This is a genomic window from Bifidobacterium callitrichidarum (assembly GCF_003129905.1).
Classification (GTDB): domain Bacteria; phylum Actinomycetota; class Actinomycetes; order Actinomycetales; family Bifidobacteriaceae; genus Bifidobacterium; species Bifidobacterium callitrichidarum.
Window position 1 is genome coordinate 85,242 of record NZ_QFFM01000009.1, and the last position, 21,251, is coordinate 106,492.

General features: G+C 65.1%; 12 protein-coding genes. 7 read left to right on the plus strand and 5 right to left on the minus strand.

Translation table 11 applies throughout. The features are described from left to right. Positions 1–476: 476 nt before the first annotated feature. A complete protein-coding gene (locus DF196_RS05430) occupies positions 477–2,759 on the minus strand; it encodes a hypothetical protein (RefSeq protein ID WP_109056889.1) in 2,283 nt (760 codons plus the stop codon). A 214-nt stretch (positions 2,760–2,973) separates the two neighbouring features. Between DF196_RS05430 and DF196_RS05435 the strand changes: the two genes are divergently transcribed. The 6 genes from DF196_RS05435 to DF196_RS05460 all read left to right on the plus strand — a co-directional run bounded on the left by DF196_RS05435 (position 2,974) and on the right by DF196_RS05460 (position 14,355). Then, positions 2,974–6,531, plus strand: a complete 3,558-nt coding sequence (locus DF196_RS05435) for a tetratricopeptide repeat protein (RefSeq protein ID WP_109056865.1) — start codon at positions 2,974–2,976, stop codon at positions 6,529–6,531. Between the two features lie 115 nt (positions 6,532–6,646). Further along, positions 6,647–9,397, plus strand: a complete 2,751-nt coding sequence (ligA, locus tag DF196_RS05440) for an NAD-dependent DNA ligase LigA (protein ID WP_109056866.1) — start codon at positions 6,647–6,649, stop codon at positions 9,395–9,397. Positions 9,398–9,500: 103 nt separating this feature from the next. Further along, a complete protein-coding gene (locus tag DF196_RS05445; RefSeq protein ID WP_109056867.1) occupies positions 9,501–10,610 on the plus strand; it encodes an Mrp/NBP35 family ATP-binding protein in 1,110 nt (369 codons plus the stop codon). A gap of 178 nt (positions 10,611–10,788) precedes the next feature. Continuing rightward, positions 10,789–11,781 (plus strand): cation diffusion facilitator family transporter, encoded by a 993-nt coding sequence (locus DF196_RS05450; RefSeq protein ID WP_109056868.1) that lies wholly within the window; start codon positions 10,789–10,791, stop codon positions 11,779–11,781. 96 nt (positions 11,782–11,877) lie between these two features. After that, positions 11,878–12,243, plus strand: a complete 366-nt coding sequence (locus tag DF196_RS05455; protein WP_109056869.1) for a hypothetical protein — start codon at positions 11,878–11,880, stop codon at positions 12,241–12,243. A gap of 39 nt (positions 12,244–12,282) precedes the next feature. Then, entirely contained in the window at positions 12,283–14,355 is a 2,073-nt protein-coding gene (locus DF196_RS05460) for a beta-N-acetylhexosaminidase (RefSeq protein ID WP_241519603.1), read from the plus strand. Positions 14,356–14,699: 344 nt separating this feature from the next. Here the strand turns inward: DF196_RS05460 and glnA are convergent, their stop codons facing one another. From glnA to DF196_RS05480, 4 genes are all read right to left on the minus strand, one after another. Next, on the minus strand, positions 14,700–16,136 hold the full coding sequence (glnA, locus tag DF196_RS05465; protein WP_109056871.1) for a type I glutamate--ammonia ligase: 1,437 nt from the start codon (positions 16,134–16,136) through the stop codon (positions 14,700–14,702). A 339-nt stretch (positions 16,137–16,475) separates the two neighbouring features. After that, positions 16,476–17,258, minus strand: coding sequence for a DUF4191 domain-containing protein (locus tag DF196_RS05470; protein WP_109056872.1), 783 nt, complete (start codon positions 17,256–17,258; stop codon positions 16,476–16,478). 95 nt (positions 17,259–17,353) lie between these two features. Further along, the gene (locus DF196_RS05475; protein ID WP_109056873.1) at positions 17,354–18,850 is read right to left on the minus strand and encodes a dihydrolipoyl dehydrogenase family protein; all 1,497 of its coding nucleotides are present in this window, start codon (positions 18,848–18,850) and stop codon (positions 17,354–17,356) included. Between the two features lie 141 nt (positions 18,851–18,991). After that, positions 18,992–19,621 carry a DUF3043 domain-containing protein gene (locus DF196_RS05480; RefSeq protein ID WP_109056874.1) on the minus strand — a complete coding sequence of 210 codons (630 nt, stop codon included), beginning with the start codon at positions 19,619–19,621 and terminating at the stop codon, positions 18,992–18,994. Positions 19,622–19,714: 93 nt separating this feature from the next. Here DF196_RS05480 and DF196_RS05485 point away from each other — a divergent pair, with 93 nt between their 5' ends. Next, positions 19,715–21,097, plus strand: coding sequence for a dipeptidase (locus DF196_RS05485; RefSeq protein ID WP_109056875.1), 1,383 nt, complete (start codon positions 19,715–19,717; stop codon positions 21,095–21,097). Positions 21,098–21,251: the final 154 nt, after the last annotated feature.

Genomic DNA, 21,251 nt, shown 5'->3' on the forward strand with positions numbered 1-21,251 from the left:
GCACAGGCCCAGCGCGATGGCGGCCGTGGCGATGGCGGCGGCGACCTTGACGAGGCGGCCGGAAACGGTGCGTTTGATGACGGTATTGGGCACGGTTGTTCCTTGCAGGTTGCGGCGAAAGGTGAACAATAAGTGAATGAGTGCAATTCCACTTTATGCCGAGGCCTTGAGGAAAACGGCCGAATCACTGGGAATTCGCTGAGGTTTGACCGACTGTTTGACGAAAACGGGTGGTTGTGGAAGGGTGGCAGGACGGGGCAGGCTATCCGGGTACTTCCCTCAGGCCGCTGTGCAGCCAGCTCGTCCGCAATCACGGACGAACTTCGTTCGCGTTTGTTGGCTCGACTGTCGTCTCGCACATCGCCTACAAACAGCTCCGCTGTTTGCTTCACGGCAATGTCCTCAGAGAGGGGAGCCAGAACATCACGCCCGCATTTCTCCGCTTGTACCAGCCCACTATAGAGCCGGGCGGAAGGTCACAACAGCGTGAACCAGGACTGGATCTGATGCCAGACGCCCGGATTATTGGCGATGAGCGCATCATCCCTCGCCAGCACGAAACAGCTCAGCACGGCCACGGCCAGTGTGAAGAGCACCAGCAGCACCACGGTCCAGCGCATCAGCCAACGCCACGGCGTCACATGCGCGATGCCGTCGCCCGAGGCCGCGTCGTTCGCGCCGGCCAATGATTTGCTTGGTTCGCGCCCATTGACCAGCCACAGGAGCCCGGGAATCGAGGCAAGCGCGGTCAGATAGCCGAAATCGGCGGAATACCGCCAACCCAAGCCGCCTACGTAGCTGTCGAACACGATGAGCGCGCCGGCCAGCATCAGGCAGGACATCAGCCACGGACGCATGCCGTGCATCTCCAGCCGGCGCAGGAACGGCAGCACGAGCGCCAACGCCATGAGCGGCGTGGCGGTGAACAGCGCGCCCACCATCACCTCGTAATATCCCCAGACCGGCATAGGTGCGGGGGAGAGCGCCAGCCAGGGGAAGTGCTGCGTGAACCGCAGTGGCAGGCACAGGTAATACCAGATGGTCACCGGCATATCGCGCAACGGGGTCACGTACCGGGTCATATCCGAAACGGAGAACTGGTAGGCGTTGCCGAAATTGAACGGGCTGCCGAACCGGACCTTGTTCCACATCATCAGCGGCACCACCACGGCCACGGCCGGCACGATCACCGCCACCGGTGCGCGCAACGCCTGCCACCAGACCACGCGCCGGTCCTTCAGATCGGCGGCCATCGCGCGGATCTGCGGCCAGAACAGCGGGAAGGCCAGCAGCGCCGCAAGCGTGAAGGTGGGGCGGCATCCGAAGTTCGCCGCGATGCACAGCGCGCCGAACGCGAGCCGGGGCAAGGACAGTGGGCGTGCATTGCCCGCCTGCCAACGGTCGATGGACAGCACCGGCCGATGCGAGGTGTCCGCGCCCACCCAGAACCACAGTCCCAGCGAAGTCAAGGCCAGCGACGCCGCGAACGGCACCTGGTAGAAGTTCGTGCGGTAGATGAGGTACCCCGCCTGCGAGCCGAGCAGGGCGCTCGCCACGGTCAGCGAGGCGGCGGCCAGCGAGGTGCGGGGCATCACGCGGTGGATGACGCGCAGCACCAGCATCGAGAAGAAGATGATGAACAGCAGCACCAGGAACTGCTCGGCGGCGGCCGTGGGCAGCGTGCGCCCGGTGAGGATGCGATAGGGGGCGAACAGCAGCACCGCCGGCAGCACGCCGAAGTACGAGTACCAGTGACCCTGGTAGTAGACGTAATCCCAGTAGATCGGGCTCACGCCATCCGCCAGCAGCTTCAGGCGGGTCGGCACGTCGTACGGGTCGGCGGTGGCGGCCAGCCGGTCCGGCACCTGCAGGTCGAGCCATGGGCGGCCGGCGATCAGCGAATCCGCCACATGACCGTACTGATCGAAGTCGTAGGTGTATCCGCCGGCGATATGGAAGGCAAGCGGCATGGCGTTGGCGAGCTGCCACGCGATCGAGGCGCCGATGGCTATGACGGGTACGGCCATGATGCCGGCGAAGGCGAGCCGCTGACGAGGACTGTCCGGATCGAACGGGATGCGCCAGAGCCGCGAACCCGGCCGCCACAGGGCAAGCATGAACAGCAGCAGCGCCATCGCCGCGATACGGACGCCGCTGACGGCGAACGGCACGCGAACGTTGGCACGGGCGTCGGAAATCGGCACGATGGAGCCGCGCGTCTCCTGAATCCACACGCGCACGGTGCCCTTGCCGGGGGCCTTGATGTAATGGCTGCGCTCGATGCCTGGGGTGAGCGACTGCGCGCGGCCGGTGGTCACGATGGTGGTGGTCGTGGGGGAGGACTGCGAGCCGGCGGCGGATTCGTCGGTGCCGGAATCCGTGGCATTGGCGGCATCGGAGGAACCCGACGTCGTGTCGTTCGCGGACGTTTCCCCGGCCGTGACGGTGCTGGTCACATCCACGCGCACGTTGATGGAACTGAGCGGCTTGACGACCCGTTTGTCGCCGTTCGCCTTGGATTCCTTCTCGGCCTGCTCATGGGCCTTCTCGATGGTCTCTCCGGACGACGTGTCGATGCGCAGGTATGGCGAAGTGCCGTCCGCGGTCAGTTCCAGATACGCCGCGGTCGGGTCGGTGACGGTCAGCATGCCGTCGTCCGTGCGCTTGAGGCCCGCACCCAACGTGTTATGCACCGCGTTGGTGTCCGTGCTGGCGCCCAACGTCCGCCAGAACGGCAGGTTGAAGACGATGCACTCCATCGCTGCGATGGCGAGCGCCGCCACGATCAGCGCGGCCAGGATACGGCGGGACTTGCGTCGGAGATGTTCGGAAAGCACCCCATTATTCTATCGGCATGATAACGGCATGATGTCGTGTAAACAAGAGACAATGTGAACCATGCCAAAACCACCATCGAATCCCCGCCGTCATGACCATCGCCGTATTTCGCTGCTGGGCGGACTCAAGGATTCGATGAACGCGCTTGCCGCCGACCTCGGTCTGACCAGACCCGCCGCCAACAACGTCAACCCGTTCGGTGACGCACTGCAGGAGGCCAGCGAGCGCAAGGGCGGCGTGATCGACGAACTCACCCGTCATGCCGTGCCGCTGAGCCCGGTGACCAAACGCCGTACCTTCCCTGGCCTCGAGAACGTGCCGGAGGGACTGGTGCTGGGCTGGGCGCAGCTGCCGCAGACGCAGGGCCGTGGCTTCTCGCTTGGCATCTTCCCTGACCGAGACCACTTCGCCCAAGTGGCGTTCGCCGATACGCACGGCCGTGTGTTTGTGGGCACGGATCCGAACATGGACGTGCAGGATATGCAGCCGCGCTTCATGTTCGGCAAGGAAAAGGACGTGATCTTCCCGGACGGCGAGCGTCTGGGATGGCGTGATGCCGCGCGCGACGGTTTCGACCGCGCCGGTGGCGCCTCGGGCGTGGGCGGTGCGGCGCTGACCGTTTTCGGCCGTGCGATGGACTTCGCCAAGGACCGCATCGAAGGCCGCACCCTTGGCCGTTCGGATGGCGAGGGTGAGGGCGTCAAGGCCGTGTTCGGCGGCATCGTGGGCCGCGACGACTCCGGCCGCATGACCTGGCTCGCCTCCTGGCTCAAGGCCGGCAACCGCTACACGTTGGAGCAGATGCGCGCCAACCTGCCCGCCGACATGCGTCACGACCTGGAATACCGGGACGCCATCACCATCGCGTTCTTCGCCGCGTACATGATTCCGCAGATCAACGGGCTGCTCATCGGCTTCGGTTCGGGCAACATCTTCCGCCGTCTCAACCGCGAGGCGCCGATCGGGGCGATCCGACGCTGCGTGCGGGACACTTTGGCCGCCCGCGCCCACGGCATGCGCGCCTCCGGTCTGGAGGACCATTTCGCCGATCTCATGCGCGAGGCCGGCGCCCTGGACCAGACGCCGGGCCTGGAACCCGTGCATGGTGCCGAGCCGCTGCACCTGTACACCTCCACGTATTCGAACGGCTACTTCTTCACGTGGGACAAATCGCTGGCATTCGGCCAGGCGCTGAAGTCGCTGAAGATCGAGGGCAATCTCAACCGTTTCGCCGCCGTGAGCGCATGGCTGGAACGCAACGCCTCGCTGGGCCGCACCCCCACGGAGGACACGGTGACCCGCGCCGAGGCCGCGCAGATCGACATGAAACTCATCGAGAACCCCGCCCTGATGGCCCTTGACCCGTATGACGGCGCGGACGAGCGACGGGCCGTGCTGAGCATGGTGGGCATCGCCGAGCGTGCTGCTGAGCAGATTCGCGGCGACTTCCCCGATCCGCGGGATGCCACGGGGGCTGGCACTGGTATGGGTGCCGGTGCGGGTATGCCGGGTTCCCCGGCCGGAGAGACGTTCCGTACCAGCGGCGCTCGGCCCGGTGCGGGTGCCGCTTCGGACGAATGGGTCTACCGTCAGGCCCTGTCCTCGCTGCTGCGTCGCCTGCGCCTGCCTTACCGTTTCGATGTGGAGTTCCGCTCCCGCCTGGACAGCGGCGAGGTGGCCATCGGCTTCACTACTGCCGGCACGTCCATGATGCCGGACAGTCGCTATGACACGGCCCGTCGCACGTGGCGCACGTTGAGCGGCGCCGAACGCGCGTCGATGAGCGCCGCCTACAACCTGCGCGTGGGCCTTATGATGGCGGCGCTGAGCTTCGGCGCCAGCAGTTCGGTGCGTCAGGTCTCCCTGCACATCGATTCCATCGGTCTGGAGGAGGCCATCGCCGAACAGGACTCCGCCATCGAGGCGATGATGAGCGAGGCGCTGAGCGCGTTCGAGCATCTGCGCAGCGGCGACATGGGTCGCGCCGGCTCCAAGGCCGACCCCAAGGACGGCGACTTCCACGGCGACCCGACCCGCCCAATCAGTCGCGAGGAGACCTTCGGCCAGCCATCCGGCGGCGAGGATCGCGCTTCGGCCCCGGATACGGGTGCTTCGGCACAGACCAGCGACCCCGATGCCGGTTCCGCGGGCGGCCAGGAGAACGGCAACGACTCCATCGACTCCCAGTTCGAGGACCTGATGCGTGGCGTCGACATCGACGAAATGGCCTTCAGCATCGGCGGTGAATCCGGCGAGGGGCATGCGGACGGTTCCAATGCCGGCGGCGAGGACGACTCCGATTCCGATCAGCGTGAAGATTCGGTCTCCGCGGATGATGCGGGTGACGATCCGATGAGCGTGCTGCGCCGCAACCCCACCGTGCGCAACATGGTCACCGTGACCTTCAACCGCGACGCCTTCCTCAAGCGCCTCGACACGGACGGCCTCGACAACCCCGAGGACACCTACCGCATGTTCGGTGCCGTGATGGACGTGGACGGCGAAGGCGGACTCAAGCCCGTCGCGGCCGACTTCGATTTGTCCGACAGCCGTTTCTCACCCACCGGTTCGCAGGAGGAGCCCGAACTCGCCGACCGCAGCTTCAGCCCCGCCACCGCGCGCGTGCTGGGTGCCAAGGACAGCGCGGGCCTGGTCATCCAGCGCGTGGACCTGCTGCAGCACGGGGTCAACGAATTCCATGCGCTCGCACAGGACTCCTCGCTCGATTCCGTGGGCAAGGCACAGCAGGCCATGCGCATCATCGACTCCATCTGCGATCCCGAACTGACCGCCCTGGCCTCCGAGGTGACCAGCGCGCTGATCGACGGCAAGGACACGCCCGACTTCACGTTCACGCTCGCCAACGATCTGGACAAGGAGCGCCTGCGTGCCCGCGACCTGCTGTTCTCCGGCCAGGCCGAGCAGGCCATCGAGACGGCCGAGGCCGCCGTGGCTCACATGGACCAGATCTACGCCGCCGGCCCCGGCGTGCCGCGCTACTTCAACTCGTATGCGGAGCGCGTGGTGTACAACCGCCTGTTCGCCACACCGGACGAGCGCACCGTGCTCATCCCGGACAATCTTTTCTACGCCCACATGGAACTGGCGGACGTGTTGAGCCAGATCAAGGGCGCGAAGGCCGCGATTCCGCACCTCAACCGCATGGTGGCCTACGCCCCCGCCTACCCGCTCTCGCACCTCAAGCTCGCCATCCAGCTGGCCCGCAGCGAGGACTGGGATTCGGCGCGCGCGGCCTGCCTCAACGCGCTGCGCGTGGCCCTCGACCGGGACGACGCCGCCTTCGCCTACTACCGTTTCGCCTACGCGGAATGGATGCTCGACCGGTTCGACACGGCCGCCGCGGCGTACATCATGAGCGACCACATCGCCCCCGGTGCCATCGGCTCGCTCGAAGGCGAACTGCAGGAGCTCGTGGCGCGCGCTGACTCGCAGTGCATCGCCGTGCCGGAAAGCGTGGAGGCCGCGGCGCATGTGCTCGCCATCCATGACCTGCCGGTCTGGCCGCACATCGAAGTGGCCGGCATCATGCGCGATGCGGCCCGCGTGTGCGTGGATGAGGGCATGTTCGTGCCCGCCCGCACACTTTCGGTGGCCGTGGCACGCATGAACGACGGCGAAGGCGACAGCATCGACGTCATCCAGGCCCAGTTCCTGCGCTCTCTGTCCGCATAGAAGCTGACCGCCGGCGGCGTCGTTTTTCTTGGCGCCCCTCTCTGAGGGGAGCTGTCGCCGCAGGCGACTGAGGGGAGTAGGGTCCGATTCCCGAGCTCGGCTAGGATAGGCGACTATGAGCACTGAACAGCTGGCATGGGATTTTGACGACGGCGGCGAAGCGGAGATCCGCCCGGACGAAGGCGCGACCCGCTTCGCGCCCGGCTCGGCGCAATGGATCGCCGCGCTCGCCCCCACCGATGACGACGCCATCCGTCTCGACCGTTTCGACGTGAACGGCCTCGACTCCGAGAACGCCGCACGCCTGTGGGCCAAGGTGGCCGCCTGGGTGGAGGCTGACCAGATCGCCTACTACATCGACGATTCGCCCGTCAGCTCGGACGCCGCCTACGACGCCCGCATGCGCTGCCTCGAAAAGCTCGAAGCCGCCTTCCCCGCACTGGACAATCCGCAGAGCCCCACCCACCGCGTGGGCGGCACCTTCTCCAACGACTTCACCTCCGTGCGTCACCCGAGCCGCATGATGAGCCTCGACGACGTCTTCTCCATCGAAGAGCTCAAGGACTGGTACGACTCGGTCATCCGCGACCTCGACTGGCCGGAAGGTAAGCCCCTGCCGATGAGCTGCGAGGTCAAGATCGACGGCCTGGCCCTGAACCTCATCTACCGCAATGGCGTGCTCGAACAGGGTCTGACCCGCGGTGACGGCGTCACCGGCGAGGACATCACCCTCAACGTGCGCACCATCGCCTCCATCCCCGCGAACCTCGGCGGTCCCAAGGAGGACATCCCCGATTTCGTGGAGATCCGCGGCGAGGTGTTCATGCGCTGGGATGATTTCCGCGCGCTCAACGCCGAACAGGAGGACGCCGGCCGTGCCCCCTTCGCCAATCCGCGCAACGCAGCCGCCGGTTCGCTGCGCCAGAAGGATCCACGCATCACCGCCACCCGCCGCCTGAGCTTCTACGCACACGGGCTTGGCCGGCTCACCTGGGGGCCGGACCACCCGCACGGCACGCACGACGTGGTGGCCGACCAGTCCGAGGCCTATGAGTTGTACACCAAGTGGGGCGTGCCCGTCTCCCCGCACAACCGTGCCGTGACCTCCTTCCAGGAGATCCTGGACATGATCGACTACTACGGCGAGCATCGCGGCGATATCGAACACGCGCTCGACGGCATCGTGGTCAAGGTGGACGACCTCACCCTGCAGCGCACGCTGGGCGCCACCTCGCGCGCCCCGCGCTGGGCCATCGCGTACAAGTACCCGCCCGAGGAGGTCAACACCGAGCTCAAGGACATCATCGTGCAGGTGGGCCGCACCGGCCGCGTGACCCCGGTGGCCATCCTGAAGCCCGTGTACGTGGCCGGCTCCACCGTGGCCCGCACCACACTGCACAACGCCTTCGAGGTCAAGCGCAAGGGCATACTCATCGGCGACACCGTGGTGGTGCGCAAGGCCGGCGATGTGATTCCCGAGCTCGTGGGCCCGGTGCTGGAACGCCGCAAGGGTCGTGAGGACCAGCTACGCGAGTTCGTGATGCCCGAACGCTGCCCCTCCTGCGGTTCCAAGCTCGCCCCCGCCAAGGAAGGCGACAAGGACATCCGCTGCCTGAACGTGGAAAGCTGCCCGGCCCAGCTCACCGAGCGTGTGATCTCGCTCGCCTCGCGCAAGGCCTTCGACATCGAGCATCTGGGCGACCAGTCCGCCATCGCACTGACCAATCCCGAGGAGAACCGGCCCGATTCGACGGCCACCTACGCGCCGGACATTACGGAGATCCTCGTCAAGCCCGGCCAGGAACCGGAGCCGTACGAACCGGTGCCGGGACTGGAACTGCCCGCCCGCCAGACGCCGGTGCTCTCCAGTGAGGCCGGACTGTTCGCGCTGTCCATCGCCGATCTCAAGAACGTATACGTCTGGCGCGAGGCCTCGATCATCGAGGTGCGTGAGGTCGAGGGGCCGGACGGACGCAAACGGAAGACCCGCAAGAAGATCGGCGAATCCGGACTGTGGCATCGTGTGCCCGCGTTCTGGACGCTGCCGGTCGCGGCGAAAAAGCTTACGGCCAAGCAGTTGGCCGAACGTGCGGCTACGGCGAACGCCGGTACGGTAACGGCGGCCGGTACGGTGTCGCCCGTCGGCGCACCGTCCGCCGCGGACTATCCCGACTATGACATTCCCGCGGACGCCGAAATCGTGCGCATCGACCATAAGTCCACGCGCAACGGCGTCACGGACGTGCCGATCATCGTGCGTCCGGGCGAGAACACGCGCAAGATGTTCGACGAGATGGACAAGGCGCGCCATGCTGACCTGTGGCGCGTGCTCGTGGCCCTGTCCATCCGCCGTCTCGGCCCGCCCACCGCGCGACTTATCGCCTCCTCGCTCGGCTCGCTGGACGCCATCGCCTCCGCCACGGTCGAGGACCTGACGCAGATCGACGGCGTGGGGCCGGAAATCGCCGAATCGGTGGTGAACTGGTTCACCGCGGCACGCGAGCCCGGCGACTGGCGCGGCGAGACGCTGCGTGCCTGGCAAGCCGCCGGCGTGGGCGTGAGCGCGGCCGAGACGAGCACGTTGCCACAGACCCTGGCCGGTAAAACGGTCGTGGTCACCGGCTCGCTCGAAGGCTATTCGCGCGATTCCGCCAAGGAGGCCATCATCGAACGCGGCGGCAAGGCCGCGGGCTCGGTGAGCAAGAAGACCGACTACGTGGTGGTGGGCGCCAACGCCGGAAGCAAGGCCGCCAAGGCCGAGGAACTCGGCATCCCGATGCTCGACGAAGCCCAGTTCGCGCGACTGTTGGAAACCGGCGAGGTGGAAGCCACGCCCGCTGACGGCGAGCAGGATGCCGCGGAATGATCGAGCCATTAGTGTGATTCCCGCCACGGGCCGATTCGCCGGCGGACTCTGGCATGCCGGCGCGGCACACGCTAGTCTGGTACGCGGCAATTAAGGAGGATGCATGACTGATACCCGTGAGATCGAAGCCGCCATCTATGACCGTCTGAGCCGCGTCATCGACCCTGAACTCGGCCGATCCGTGACCGATCTGGGCATGATCGCCGCCATCGACGCGACGCCGGCCGCCGACGGCAACGGCTACGACGTCACCGTGCATGTGGAGCTCACGGTCGAAGGCTGCCCGCTTTCGGAGACCATCACCAACCAGATCAACGGTGCTGTGGCCTCCTATCCGGCGGCCGCGCTCACCCCGCATATCGAAGTCAGTTCGATGAGCCGCGACAAGCTCGACGACCTCGTGGCGGACCTCAAGGCCGAACGCAAGCAGAACCCGTTCAACAAGCCGGGCGTCAAAACCCGCATCTTCGCCATCGCATCCGGCAAAGGCGGCGTGGGCAAGTCCTCGGTCACCGCGAACCTCGCGGCCACGTTCGCCGCCCTCGGCTACGACACCGCCGCCATCGACGCGGACATCTACGGCTTCTCCCTGCCGCGTCTGTTCGGCGTGCACACCCAGCCCACGAACCTCAACGGCATGCTCATGCCGGTGACCGCGTGGGGCGTCAAACTCATCTCCATCGGCATGTTCGCCGGTGCCGACCGGGCCATCCTATGGCGTGGCCCCCGTCTGCAGCGCTCCCTCGAACAGTTCCTCTCCGACGTGTGGTGGGGTCAGCCGGACGTGCTGCTGCTCGACCTGGCGCCCGGTACGGGTGACATGGCCATCTCCGTGGCCCAGGCGCTGCCGAACGCCGAACTCGTGGTGATTACCACCCCGCAGCCCTCCGCCTCGGACATCGCCGTACGTTCCGGCCTTGTGGCATTGCAGGTGCCGATGAAGGTGCGCGGCGTGGTGGAGAACATGAGCTACTACGAGCACAAGGGCGAACGTTTGCATATCTTCGGTGAGGGCGGCGGCCAGCGCGTCTCCGAACAGCTCACCGAGGCGTTGGGTTACGACGTGCCGCTCATGGCCCAGTTGCCGCTCGTGCCCGAAGTGCGCGAGACCGGCGAAGCCGGACGTCCCGCCGTGCTCGACGCGGAGGGCGCGCTGCGTACCGACGGCATTGGAGCCACGTTCCGGTCGCTCGCCGAGCAGCTGATGGCGTAGTCAGTTATACGCGATTGTTGGGTCGGACAGTGCCGGCATAGCTCGGCATCGCCGCATAATCGGTGTATACCTGCGGTGATGCCGGCGCTGCACCGGCGAGCGACCGGTGTATGACCAGCGCGTGACCGGCGCGTGACCGGTGAACAGGATCGGACACGGAGGCGACGGACCTCCTATAATGCCGTCCCGAGGAAGGGACTCAATCGTGTCTGATCAGAAGAATGCCGGCGCGGCGGTCAAGGCCGCGCTGCTAGCCAATGTCGGCGTCGCCTGCGCCAAGTTCGCCGCCGCGGCGTTCACCGGCTCGTCATCCATGTTCTCCGAATCCGTGCACTCGGTGGCGGATTGCGCGAACGAACTCGTGCTTATGGTCGGCGACAAGGCCTCCGACCACAAATCCCGCGGCGACCATCCATTCGGCCTGCACCGCGTGAAGTACCTCGCAAGCTTCATCGTGGCCACACTGCTGTTCTTCGTCGGCGGCGTGTTCGCCGTCTCGCAGGCGGCAGGCAAACTCGCCGGACTGGTCGAAGGCACGGTGCCCCGTGACGCGAACTCCCTGGAGCTCGTCGCGGCGCTCGTGGTGGTCGGTATTTCCGCATGCCTCGAGGGATACGGTCTGCACACCTCCGTGCATGAGGCGCGCGGTCGTATGAAGCGCGTGCAGGTGGAGGACGATTCGCTGGTCGGCTTCTGGCGGCGCACCAAGTCCGCCGAACTCGCCTCGGTGATGATGGAGGATACGCTGGCCCTGATCGGTCTGGCGTTCGCAGGACTGGGCATCGGCCTGTCCATCATCACCGGCGACGAACTGTACGACGCCATCGGCGGTATGCTCGTAGGCCTCGTGCTGGTCTGCGGTTCGGCGGCGCTCGCCTTCAAGTCCGGTTCGCTCTTGGTGGGCGAAAGCCTTGACCGTAGCACCCGTGCGCTGGTGGTGAAGGCCGTGGAGAGCACGGCCGGCGTGGATCGGCTCATCAACATGCAGGCTATCCATATGGATGAGGATTCCGTGCTGCTGTGCCTTAAGGTGGAGACCTCCAAGCTCGACCGTGATTATGACGTGCAGACCGTGGACAAGATCGAGACCAACGTCCGTCGCACGCTGCCCTGGTATGAGTGGGAGATCTACGTGGAGCCTGATATCTGGCGCGACAAGCAGGCGGCCTAGCCGGTCTGATCTCAAGATCGTCTTCATCTGCCCGGCCGTAGGTTTCCCGATGTCGCATCCCGATTGCAGCGGGTCCACTCGATACAATGAATGGTTATGGGAAAGACGACGATCAGGGTCCAGTTCGATGACCCGTTGGATGCGGCGCATTTCCTTCAGCAGTGCCGCCGGAAGGGGCTCGACGCGGAGCTGGAGGATTCGCGCCCGCAGGTCAAACGCAACGGTCCGGCGCTCGCGGCATGGCTCAAATCGCATCCCGGCTGGTATGAGGTGGGGGAGTCCGTCAATCGCACCGCGGCGAACAAGGCGGTACTGAAGATTCGCAACGGCGAGCGCCGGGGTTTCGAAAGTGGCAAATTCGAGGCGCGCATGGAGAACCACGACGGCCGCTGGCTGGTGTATGCGCGTCATGTGGGCCGCCCCAAACCCCAGCCCGGCGAAGGCATGGAGCCGCTGTTCTGAAGCGAGAGCTAAGCAGAGCCAATCGGAAAGGAACCAAACGTGAACGCAACGAAGCGTCTCGATTTCATCCCATATCCGTCGTCGGTACGGTACCTGGACGGCGAAGTCCGGCTCGGCCCGCAGACGGGAATCGCGAATCAATTCCCGACGGACTGGGCATTGGATGTGCCGATTCGGCAGCTCGCCGACGAGCTCCGGTGCGATTGCGGCAGCTCATCAGCGCAATCGTCCGACGTGGTCGTTCTGACCGCCGACCGCCGACTTGCCGACGACGAGTACACGATTGACATCCACCATATCGACGGCATGGACGGTGACGGCGAACCCGAGGCCAGGGATAATGGGGTAGGCAGCGGTCCCGCAGCGCCGGTGTCGGCCTCTATTGCCATCGCCGCCGGCGGCGAGGCAGGCCTGCGCTATGGCATCCAGACGTTCCGCCAGATCATACGGCAATCCCCGCATACGTTGCCATGCCTGCATGTCCAGGACAAACCGACGTTTGCCACGCGCGCCTACAGCCTCGACGTCACGCGCGGCCGCGTACCCACCCTGCGCTTCCTGCAATGGTTCGCAGACCAGCTTGCCTTCTACAAATACAACCAATTCCAACTCTACGTGGAGCACGCCTTCGCGTTCAAGGGCTTAAGTGAATCATGGCGCGGAACCGACCCGTTGACCGCCGAGGACATCACGCAGCTGGACCGCTACTGCGCGGCTCGTGGCATCGAACTCGTGCCCTCGCTCGCCACGTTCGGCCACATGTACATGAACCTGCGCACCCGCTCCTACCGCGCACTCGGCGAATTCCCCGAAGAGGCGGACCGGCCGTTCAGCTTCGTGGAACGGCAAGAGCATCACACGCTCAACGCCGCCGACCCGCGGGCCTTGCGGTTCGCGCAGGGACTCATCGACCAGTACATCCCGCTGTTCCGCTCCCGCTGCTTCAACATCGGCGGCGATGAGACCTTCGACCTCGGTCGCGGGCAATCGGCGAAGGATGCGCCGGGCATGAGCCGCAGCGAACTGTACGCCGGATTCGTCACCGGACTGTGCCGCACCCTGTCCGAGCACGGCCGCATGCCGATGCTCTGGGCGGACATCGCCCTCGAATCACCCGAAACCATGGCCCTGCTGCCGCGCGACATCATCATGCTCAACTGGATGTACGAGCCGGATATCGACGAATCCAAGGTACGGGCTCTTGCCGAGCAGGGGCGTCGACAGTTCGTCTGCCCCGCCGTGCGCACATGGAACCGACTGTTCCCGGATTTCGCGGGCGCGTGGGCGAACATCACGCACATGGCCGAAGCCGGGCGCAAGTATGGCGCTGAAGGCATGCTCGTCACCGATTGGGGCGATTACGGGAATGTCAACGATCCGCGGCTGAGTCTGCCGGGGCTGTGCTACGGCGCGCAGCAGTCGTGGAATCCGGGAGAACTCGGTACCGGGGAGAACCGTGGCGGCGATACGGATGGGACCATGGAAGCCGTGGGAGCCAGTGGGTTCGAGGCGATGAACGCGCGTATCTCCCGACTGGTGTATGACGATCCGTCCGGCCGCGTGATGGGCGAACTGGCTTTGCTTGCCGGTTCTACCACGTCATTCACCTGGGATTTGGCGGTGCAGGTGCTGGAGCTGGATGCTGGCGACGGCTCGCTCAATACCCAGGTGGCCGCGCGCGTGGAGCGGATGTATGACAGGGGAGTACTGGCCTTCGACCGTGTGCAGGGGTGTGCCGATGCCCGTCGCCGTCTGCTGATTGCGAACCGGGACATGATTCTGAAGCGCGATGCCTGCAATCGGAGGCTCGATGAAGGTGAGCGCGCCATTCGTGCGGCGTTGAACGGCGATAGGACCTCCGTGCTGATTCAGGTCATGGTTGAAGGCCAACGTTTGCTCAACGATTTGGGCGTGGAACTGCTGACGATGGCGGAGCGGAGCGCCGACACCGCTTCATGGACCGAACGCCGCTACCAGCTCGCTGCGCAGCTGGAACTCTGGTTCGAGCGGTATCGCCGGTCGTGGCTGGAAATCGGCCGCCCCGCTGAACTGGACCGCATCGCTCATGTGATTTGGAGCCATGCCGACATCCTACGAGCCGGCGAGTTATAGAGTTAGCGGTCCTTTGAATCCAGAAGTGGATCCCTCCTGACCTCAAAAGACCGCAAATCACGCTTCCAGCGGTCTTTCGAATCCAGAAGGAGTCTGCTTCTGTACTCAAAAGACCGCAAAAGGCCTTTTTACCGGTCTTTTCAGTACAGTAGGGCAGCTCTTCTGTACTGAAAAGACCGATGGAGCTGCTCTCTGTTGAGCAATCCGGCCATTGACGGAGAGTATGCGGCGGCTCCATACCGCAAACGCAGAAAGGGTGTCCAACCGGCAATGCGGTTGAACACCCTTTCAGCTACCCTCAGGTCAGAAAACGCCGGAATCCCAACGTTTTCCTGAGCGACCTATCAGATGTGGTAGTAGAGCTCGTACTCGAGCGGGGTCGGGGTCAGGCGAGCCTGATCGATCTCGTCGCGCTTGAGGCCAATCCAGGTCTCGATGAGGTCATCGGTGAACACGTCGCCGGCGGTGAGGAAGTCGTGATCCTCTTCCAGAGCGTCCATGGCCTCGGCCAGGGAGCTCGGCACCTGCTTGATGCCAGCGTGCTCTTCCGGCGGCAGCTCGTAGAGATCCTTGTCGACCGGCTCCGGGGGCTCGATGTGGTTCAGGATGCCGTCCAGGCCAGCCATCAGCTGGGCGGAGAAGGCCAGGAACGGGTTGCAGGACGGATCCGGAGCGCGGAACTCGATGCGCTTGGCAGCCGGGGAGGTGCCGGCCAGCGGGATACGGATGGCGGCGGAACGGTTACGAGCGGAGTACACCAGGTTGACCGGAGCCTCGAAGCCCGGAACCAGACGGTGGTAGGAGTTCAGGGACGGGTTGGTGAAGGCCAGCACGGAGGAGGAGTGCTTGATCAGGCCGCCGATGTACCAGCGGGCGATGTCGGACAGGCCGGCGTAGCCCTTCTCATCGTAGAACAGCGGCTTGCCGTCCTTCCACAGGGACTGGTGGCAGTGCATGCCGGTGCCGTTGTCGCCGGCGATCGGCTTCGGCATGAAGGTGGCGGACTTGCCGGCCAAGGCAGCGGTCTCGTGGACGACGTACTTGTACTTCATCAGGTCATCGCCAGCGTGCTGCAGGGTGTTGAAGCGGTAGTTGATCTCCTGCTGACCGGCACCGGCCACCTCGTGGTGGGAACGCTCGAGGATCAGGCCGACCTTCTGCAGGTTGGCGACCATGTCGTCGCGCAGGTCCTGGGTGTGGTCGATCGGCGGAACCGGGAAGTAGCCCTTCTTGACGCGGTTCTTGAAGCCGATGTTCGGGGTGCCGTCTTCCTCAACGTCGACGCCGGAGTTCCACGGGGCCTCGATGGAGTCCACCTCGTAGAAGGAGCGGTTCATGCCGTTCTCGAAGCGAACCTTGTCGAAGATGAAGAACTCGGCCTCAGGAGCGAAGGAGGCGGTGTCGGCGATGCCGGTGGACTTCAGGTAGGCCTCGGCTTTGCCAGCGACCTGACGAGGATCGCGGGAGTACGGCTCGTCGGTCAGCGGGTCGACGATGGAGAAGGCCACGTCGAGGGTCTTGTGCTTGCGGAACGGATCCACGAAGGCGGTGGCCACATCCGGCACCAGCTTCATGTCGGACTCGTTGATGGCCTGGAAGCCCTGAACGGAGGAGCCATCGAACGGCATGCCGTCGGTGAAGGCGTCCTTCAGGAACTCGCTAGCCGGCACAGTGAAGTGCTGCTGAACGCCGATCAGATCGGTGAAACGAACGGAGACATACTCGATGCCTTCCTTGTTGATAAGGGCCTCGGCGTCTTCCTTGGTCTTGAGTTCGGTCACGGGACCGCTCCTTTCATATGGAATGTAACGGTCTCTATCGTAAAATCGCGCGTTTCGCAAGGTCGTAACTTGGGTTACGAGAATGTTTCGGCTCGGTTGACTGGGTTCGCGAAACCCCGGTATTCCGGGGAAACACAATGTGACGCTTCGAGACGGTACCTGTTCGGTGCGTCCGTAAAGTGGACAGCTGGTGTATCAGGGCGTTCAGGGAAAGGAGACGAAGCCGGAATCACAGGAAATACAGTAGGGCCCGGAACCTCGTGGTGAGATTCCGGGCCCTACTGAAAGGATCATCGTTGCCGACCAATGCCGGCGACCGTCAGAGTCAGCGGATCAGACTCAGCGGCCGCGCATCGCGCGACGGGAGATCTTCTGACGGTGGTTCGGGTCGATGCCCTTGGGGATGCCGTAGCCGGACTTGGCCTGCAGCGTGCGCAGACGGTCGTTGAGCGTCTCCACCTCGGCCTTGGTCAGCAGGAAGCGACGACGCGGGTGGATCTTGGCGATCAGCGCGTTCTTGTGGCTGGTGGGCTCGTAGCTCTTGGCCTTGGTCACGGCCTTGCGCACGTCCTTCAGGGCCACCTGCTTGGGACCGTGGCCCACGCAGATGCGGTAGACCGGGATGGCGGAACCGGCGGTGACGCCCTTGATCTCGCGCTCCTGACGGTCCATGGCCTTCATCACGCGGCCGTACTCGCCCTCACCGATCAGGTAGATGCCGTTGAGCGAGGTGCCGCGCCAGATGGCGTCCTTGGTGCGCGGGTCGATCCACACCGGTTCCTGCGGGAAGTTGAAGCCGGCCTTGTTCATGTTGCTGAGCACGCCGATGGCGGCACCGGGCTTGCCGTCGATCTGCTTGTAGCCGACGGCGTCGGCGCGGCGGGTGAGCATCATGGTGGCCAGCAGCATGCCGAGCATCACGGCGGTGATCATCAGGAAGATCCAGGTCAGCCAGGTCCACTTGAAAATCAGGCCGATGATCACGGCCACCACCACGGGCAGCAGGAACGAACCGGCCTCAAGCCACGGCAGGGACTTGTCTTCCTTGGCCGTGTACTTGTAGATCTGGATGATCTGCTTGATCGTGCTCTGCTTCTTGGGCTTAGCGTCCTTTTCCGCCATCACTTCTTCCTTTGTTGGAACGAAACACACTGAGCATCAACTGTATCAGGTGCGCTGGTCCGTGTGCTTCCGCTGCGCCGTGCACGATGCGCGTCTCAGCGCGTGTGCAGCGGTCGCCCGTCCGCCTTGAGCAGCGCCTCGCCGAGCGTCTCGCTGAACGTGGGGTGGGGATGGATGAGTCGGGCCGCATCCGAAAGCGGCACCCGGTTGCCCACCAGCTGCTCGGCCTCGGCGATGATGTCCGAGGCGATGGGGGAGATCATGTGCACGCCGAGCACGCGCGGGGTGTCCGGATCGGCGGCGTCGCAGCCGGAGACGACGGTCAGCGAGCCGGCCGTGCCACGCATGAGCATGCGTGCGTTGGCCATCATCGGGTAGACGGTCTCCTTGACCTCCACCAGATCCTCGCGTGCCTGCGCCTGTTCGATGGTCAGGCCCACCGAGGCCGCCTCGGGGGAGGAGAAGACGATCTGCGGTACGGTGTCCTCGTCCACCGGCTTGACGTGCAGCCCGGCCAGGGTCTCCGCGATGACGATGCCCTGTTCGAAGGCGCGATGGGCCAGCGCATGGCCCACGGTCACGTCGCCCACGGCCCAGACCCCGGGCTTGCTGGTGTGGCCGTACGCATCGGTGGTCACGTAGCCGCCGTCCGTAAGGTCCACGCCCCACGCCGGGTCGGTGAGCGGGGTGCGGCCGATGGCGGCCAGCGCGATTTCGCCCCAGACGCTCTGCTCGCCGTCCTGCCCCTCGCGGGTGTAGTGCACGGTGGCGCCGAGGTTCGCGCCCACGTCCACATGGGTAACGGCGGTGCGGGTGATGACGTTGACGCCGTGACGCTTGAGCTCGCGGGTCAAGGTCATGCCGGAGCGACGGTCCCAGGCGGAAAGCACGCGGTCCTTGCGGATGAGCAGGGTCACGCTCGAGCCGGCCGCGTTCCACATCGAAGCGAATTCGAGAGCGATGGCACCGGCACCGATGATGACGGCCGAGGACGGGAATTCGTTGAGTTCGAGGGCCTGCGTGGAATCGATGAGCGCGCCGGCGAACGGGTTGCCGGGCAGCGGACGGGGCTCGGCGCCGGTGGCGAGCACCACGTTCGGCGCGATGACGTCCAGCGAGGTACCGGCCGGTTCGGGAACGTCCGCCTTGTGGAAAGCCTGGATTTCGGTTTGGCCGGGGGAGGAGAGCAGATGGACGATGTGCCGTCCGTCCGCATCCGTCTGGTCGGCATTGAAGGATGCGGCGGCGCGCAGCACGGTGATGCCGCGGTGGGCGAGCAGTCCGGCGAGCCCGCGGACCATGGTATCCACCATGCGCAGGCGGTAGTCGCGCAGGGTGCCGAAGTCGATGCCGTCCACGGAGGCGTTGACGCCGAGCTCGGCCGCACGGTGCACGGTGTCGATGGTGTGGGTGGCGGTGATGAGCGCCTTGGAGGGGATGCAGCCGCGGTTGAGGCACGTGCCGCCCACGGTGGCGTCGCGTTCGATAAGGGCCACCTTCATGCCGAGTTCGGCGGCGCGCAGGGCCGTCGAGTAACCGCCGGGGCCGGCTCCGATGATCGCCACGTCAAACTGTTCGCTCTGTCCGCTCATGAATCCTCCTCGCATCGAAGTGCCGGCATTCGTTTTCCGCTCAAAAACAGTTGTGGCTCCCATCATAGGGAGCCACAACACGTTATGCCGGCAGCCGACGCCGATCTGGCTCCCCTCTTTGAGGGAGCCGGAATATTAGGACTAGTCCTCCGGCCAGTGACCGCGCTTGTCGTAACGCGGCTTGGGCAGACGCCAGCGGCGCATCTGGATCGCGCGGCTCCAGGCGTAGGAGAACGAACGGGAACCCTTGGCCACGGAAGCCTCACCGTACTTGGCGATGAGCTTGGCCTTGAGCTTGCGCCACATCAGCCACACATCGATGATCACGGCGATCAGATAGCCGTACATGAGCACCATCATGATGATGGAGGACCATGCGTTCGCATACACGGACGTGACCACCATCGAAACGATCAGGATCGCGAAGGCCACCGGGATGAACCATTCGCCGATGTTGAAGCGGGCATCCACGTAATCACGGATATAGATGCGCCACGGCAGACGCTCGGACTTGGGCATGTGGTTGAGGTCGCCCTTCTGCATGGCCTCGTACTCGGCGTTCTCGCGCTCACGCATGCGGGCCTTGGCGGCCTTGGCGCTGGCCTTACGGTCGGCGGGGACCAGCGGGCGGATGCCGGCGGCCTGGGCCTGCTTCATCTTCGGAGTCGGGCGGCCCTTCGGTCCGTTGGGGTCGGTCTTCTTGACGGCCTTGGCGCTCTGCTCAACGGGAGCCTGGGCCTCTTCCTTCTTCTTGAACGGATTCCATGTCATGCTTTGAGGTTACGGTGACGTTCAGACACTGTTCAAGCGGTGTTTGCGGACTGCAACCGCTGCAATGACGCCGTTATATATAGAGGAGGGCATATGGCCGCACCCAACGCCGGCACGCTGGACGCCGAGCTGATCCGTTCGCGCGTGGAATCCGACTGGAACCGCATCGTGGAGCTGCTTTCACGCAAGATCGCGCTGCAGTCGGTCTCCGCCAAGGGCATCACCGCCGAACATATGAAGCGTTCGGCCGAGTTCGTGGCCGAGGAACTCAGGCTGGTGGGCGTGGACGCCAAGGTGGTCCAGGCCGCGAACGAGGACGGCACGCCAGGCGCCTGGGAGGTCATCGGCTCGCGCATCGTGGACCCGGCCGCACCGACCGTACTGCTGTACGCGCACCATGACGTGCAGCCCGTGCCGGACGCCTCCGCCTGGGACACCGACCCGTTCGTCGCCACCGAGATCGACGGCCGCCTCTACGGCCGCGGTTCGGCGGACGACGGCGGCGGCATCGCCATCCACTCCGGTGCGTTGAAGGCGCTGGGCGATGATCTCAAGGTGAACATCAAGGTGTTCATCGAAGGCGAGGAGGAGATGGGCTCGCCGAGCTTCATCCCGTTCATCTCCGCCCACAGGGACGAGTTCGCCGCGGACGTGATCATCGTGGCCGATTCGGGCAACTGGGCGGCGGACATCCCCTCCCTGACCACCTCGCTCAGGGGCAACACCACCGTGGACGTCACCGTGCATGGCCTGAAGCACCCGGTGCATTCCGGTCAGTACGGCGGCCCGATCCTGGACTCCAACACGCTCGCCGCGATGCTCATCTCCTCCCTGTATGACGAGAACGGCGAACTGGCCGTACCGGGCATCGCCTCCGAGGAGCCGGTGGGCGGCCTGCAGCAGGACGTGGACGAGGACGGCGTGCGCGCCGACGCGGGCGTGGTCGACTCCTACGTGCTCGCCGGCACCGGTTCGCTGGCCTCCCGCCTGTGGACCAAGCCCGCGCTCGCGGTGATCGGCTTCGACGCCCAACCGGTCGAAGGCTCGTTCAACGTGATCAGCCCGGAGACGCGATTCCGCCTGTCCCTGCGCACCGCGCCGAGCCAGCGCCCCGAGGAGGCGCAGGCCGCACTGATGGATTATCTGAAGCACTCCGCGCCGTTCGGCGCCGAAGTGGAGGTCGAGGCCGGCGAGAACGGCATGGGCTGGGCCATGGACCCGAACGCGGAGGCCACCAAGGATGCGCTGGAGGCCATGGAGGAGGCGTTCGGCGTGGCCCCGATCAACCAGGGCCAGGGCGGTTCCATCCCGTTCATTCCCGAACTGCAGCGCCTCTTCCCGGACGCCCAGGTGCTCGTCACCGGCCCGGAGGACCCGAAGGCCAACGCGCACAGCCCCAACGAGTCCATCTCGCTGCCCGGCCTGAAGGACAACGTCATCACCGAGGCCCTGCTGCTCGACAAGCTCGGCAAGTAATCAACGGAAGCGAAGGTGAATGCCAGGGGAATGCAGGGTATCGGCATGTCCCTGACATTCCGCATTTCAAGCCGTCGTCAAAGTCGCTATTGCCTTTGACGGCGACTTGCCTTATAGTCGGGGAGTTGACACGGGAGCTGCCGTAGGGCGGCTG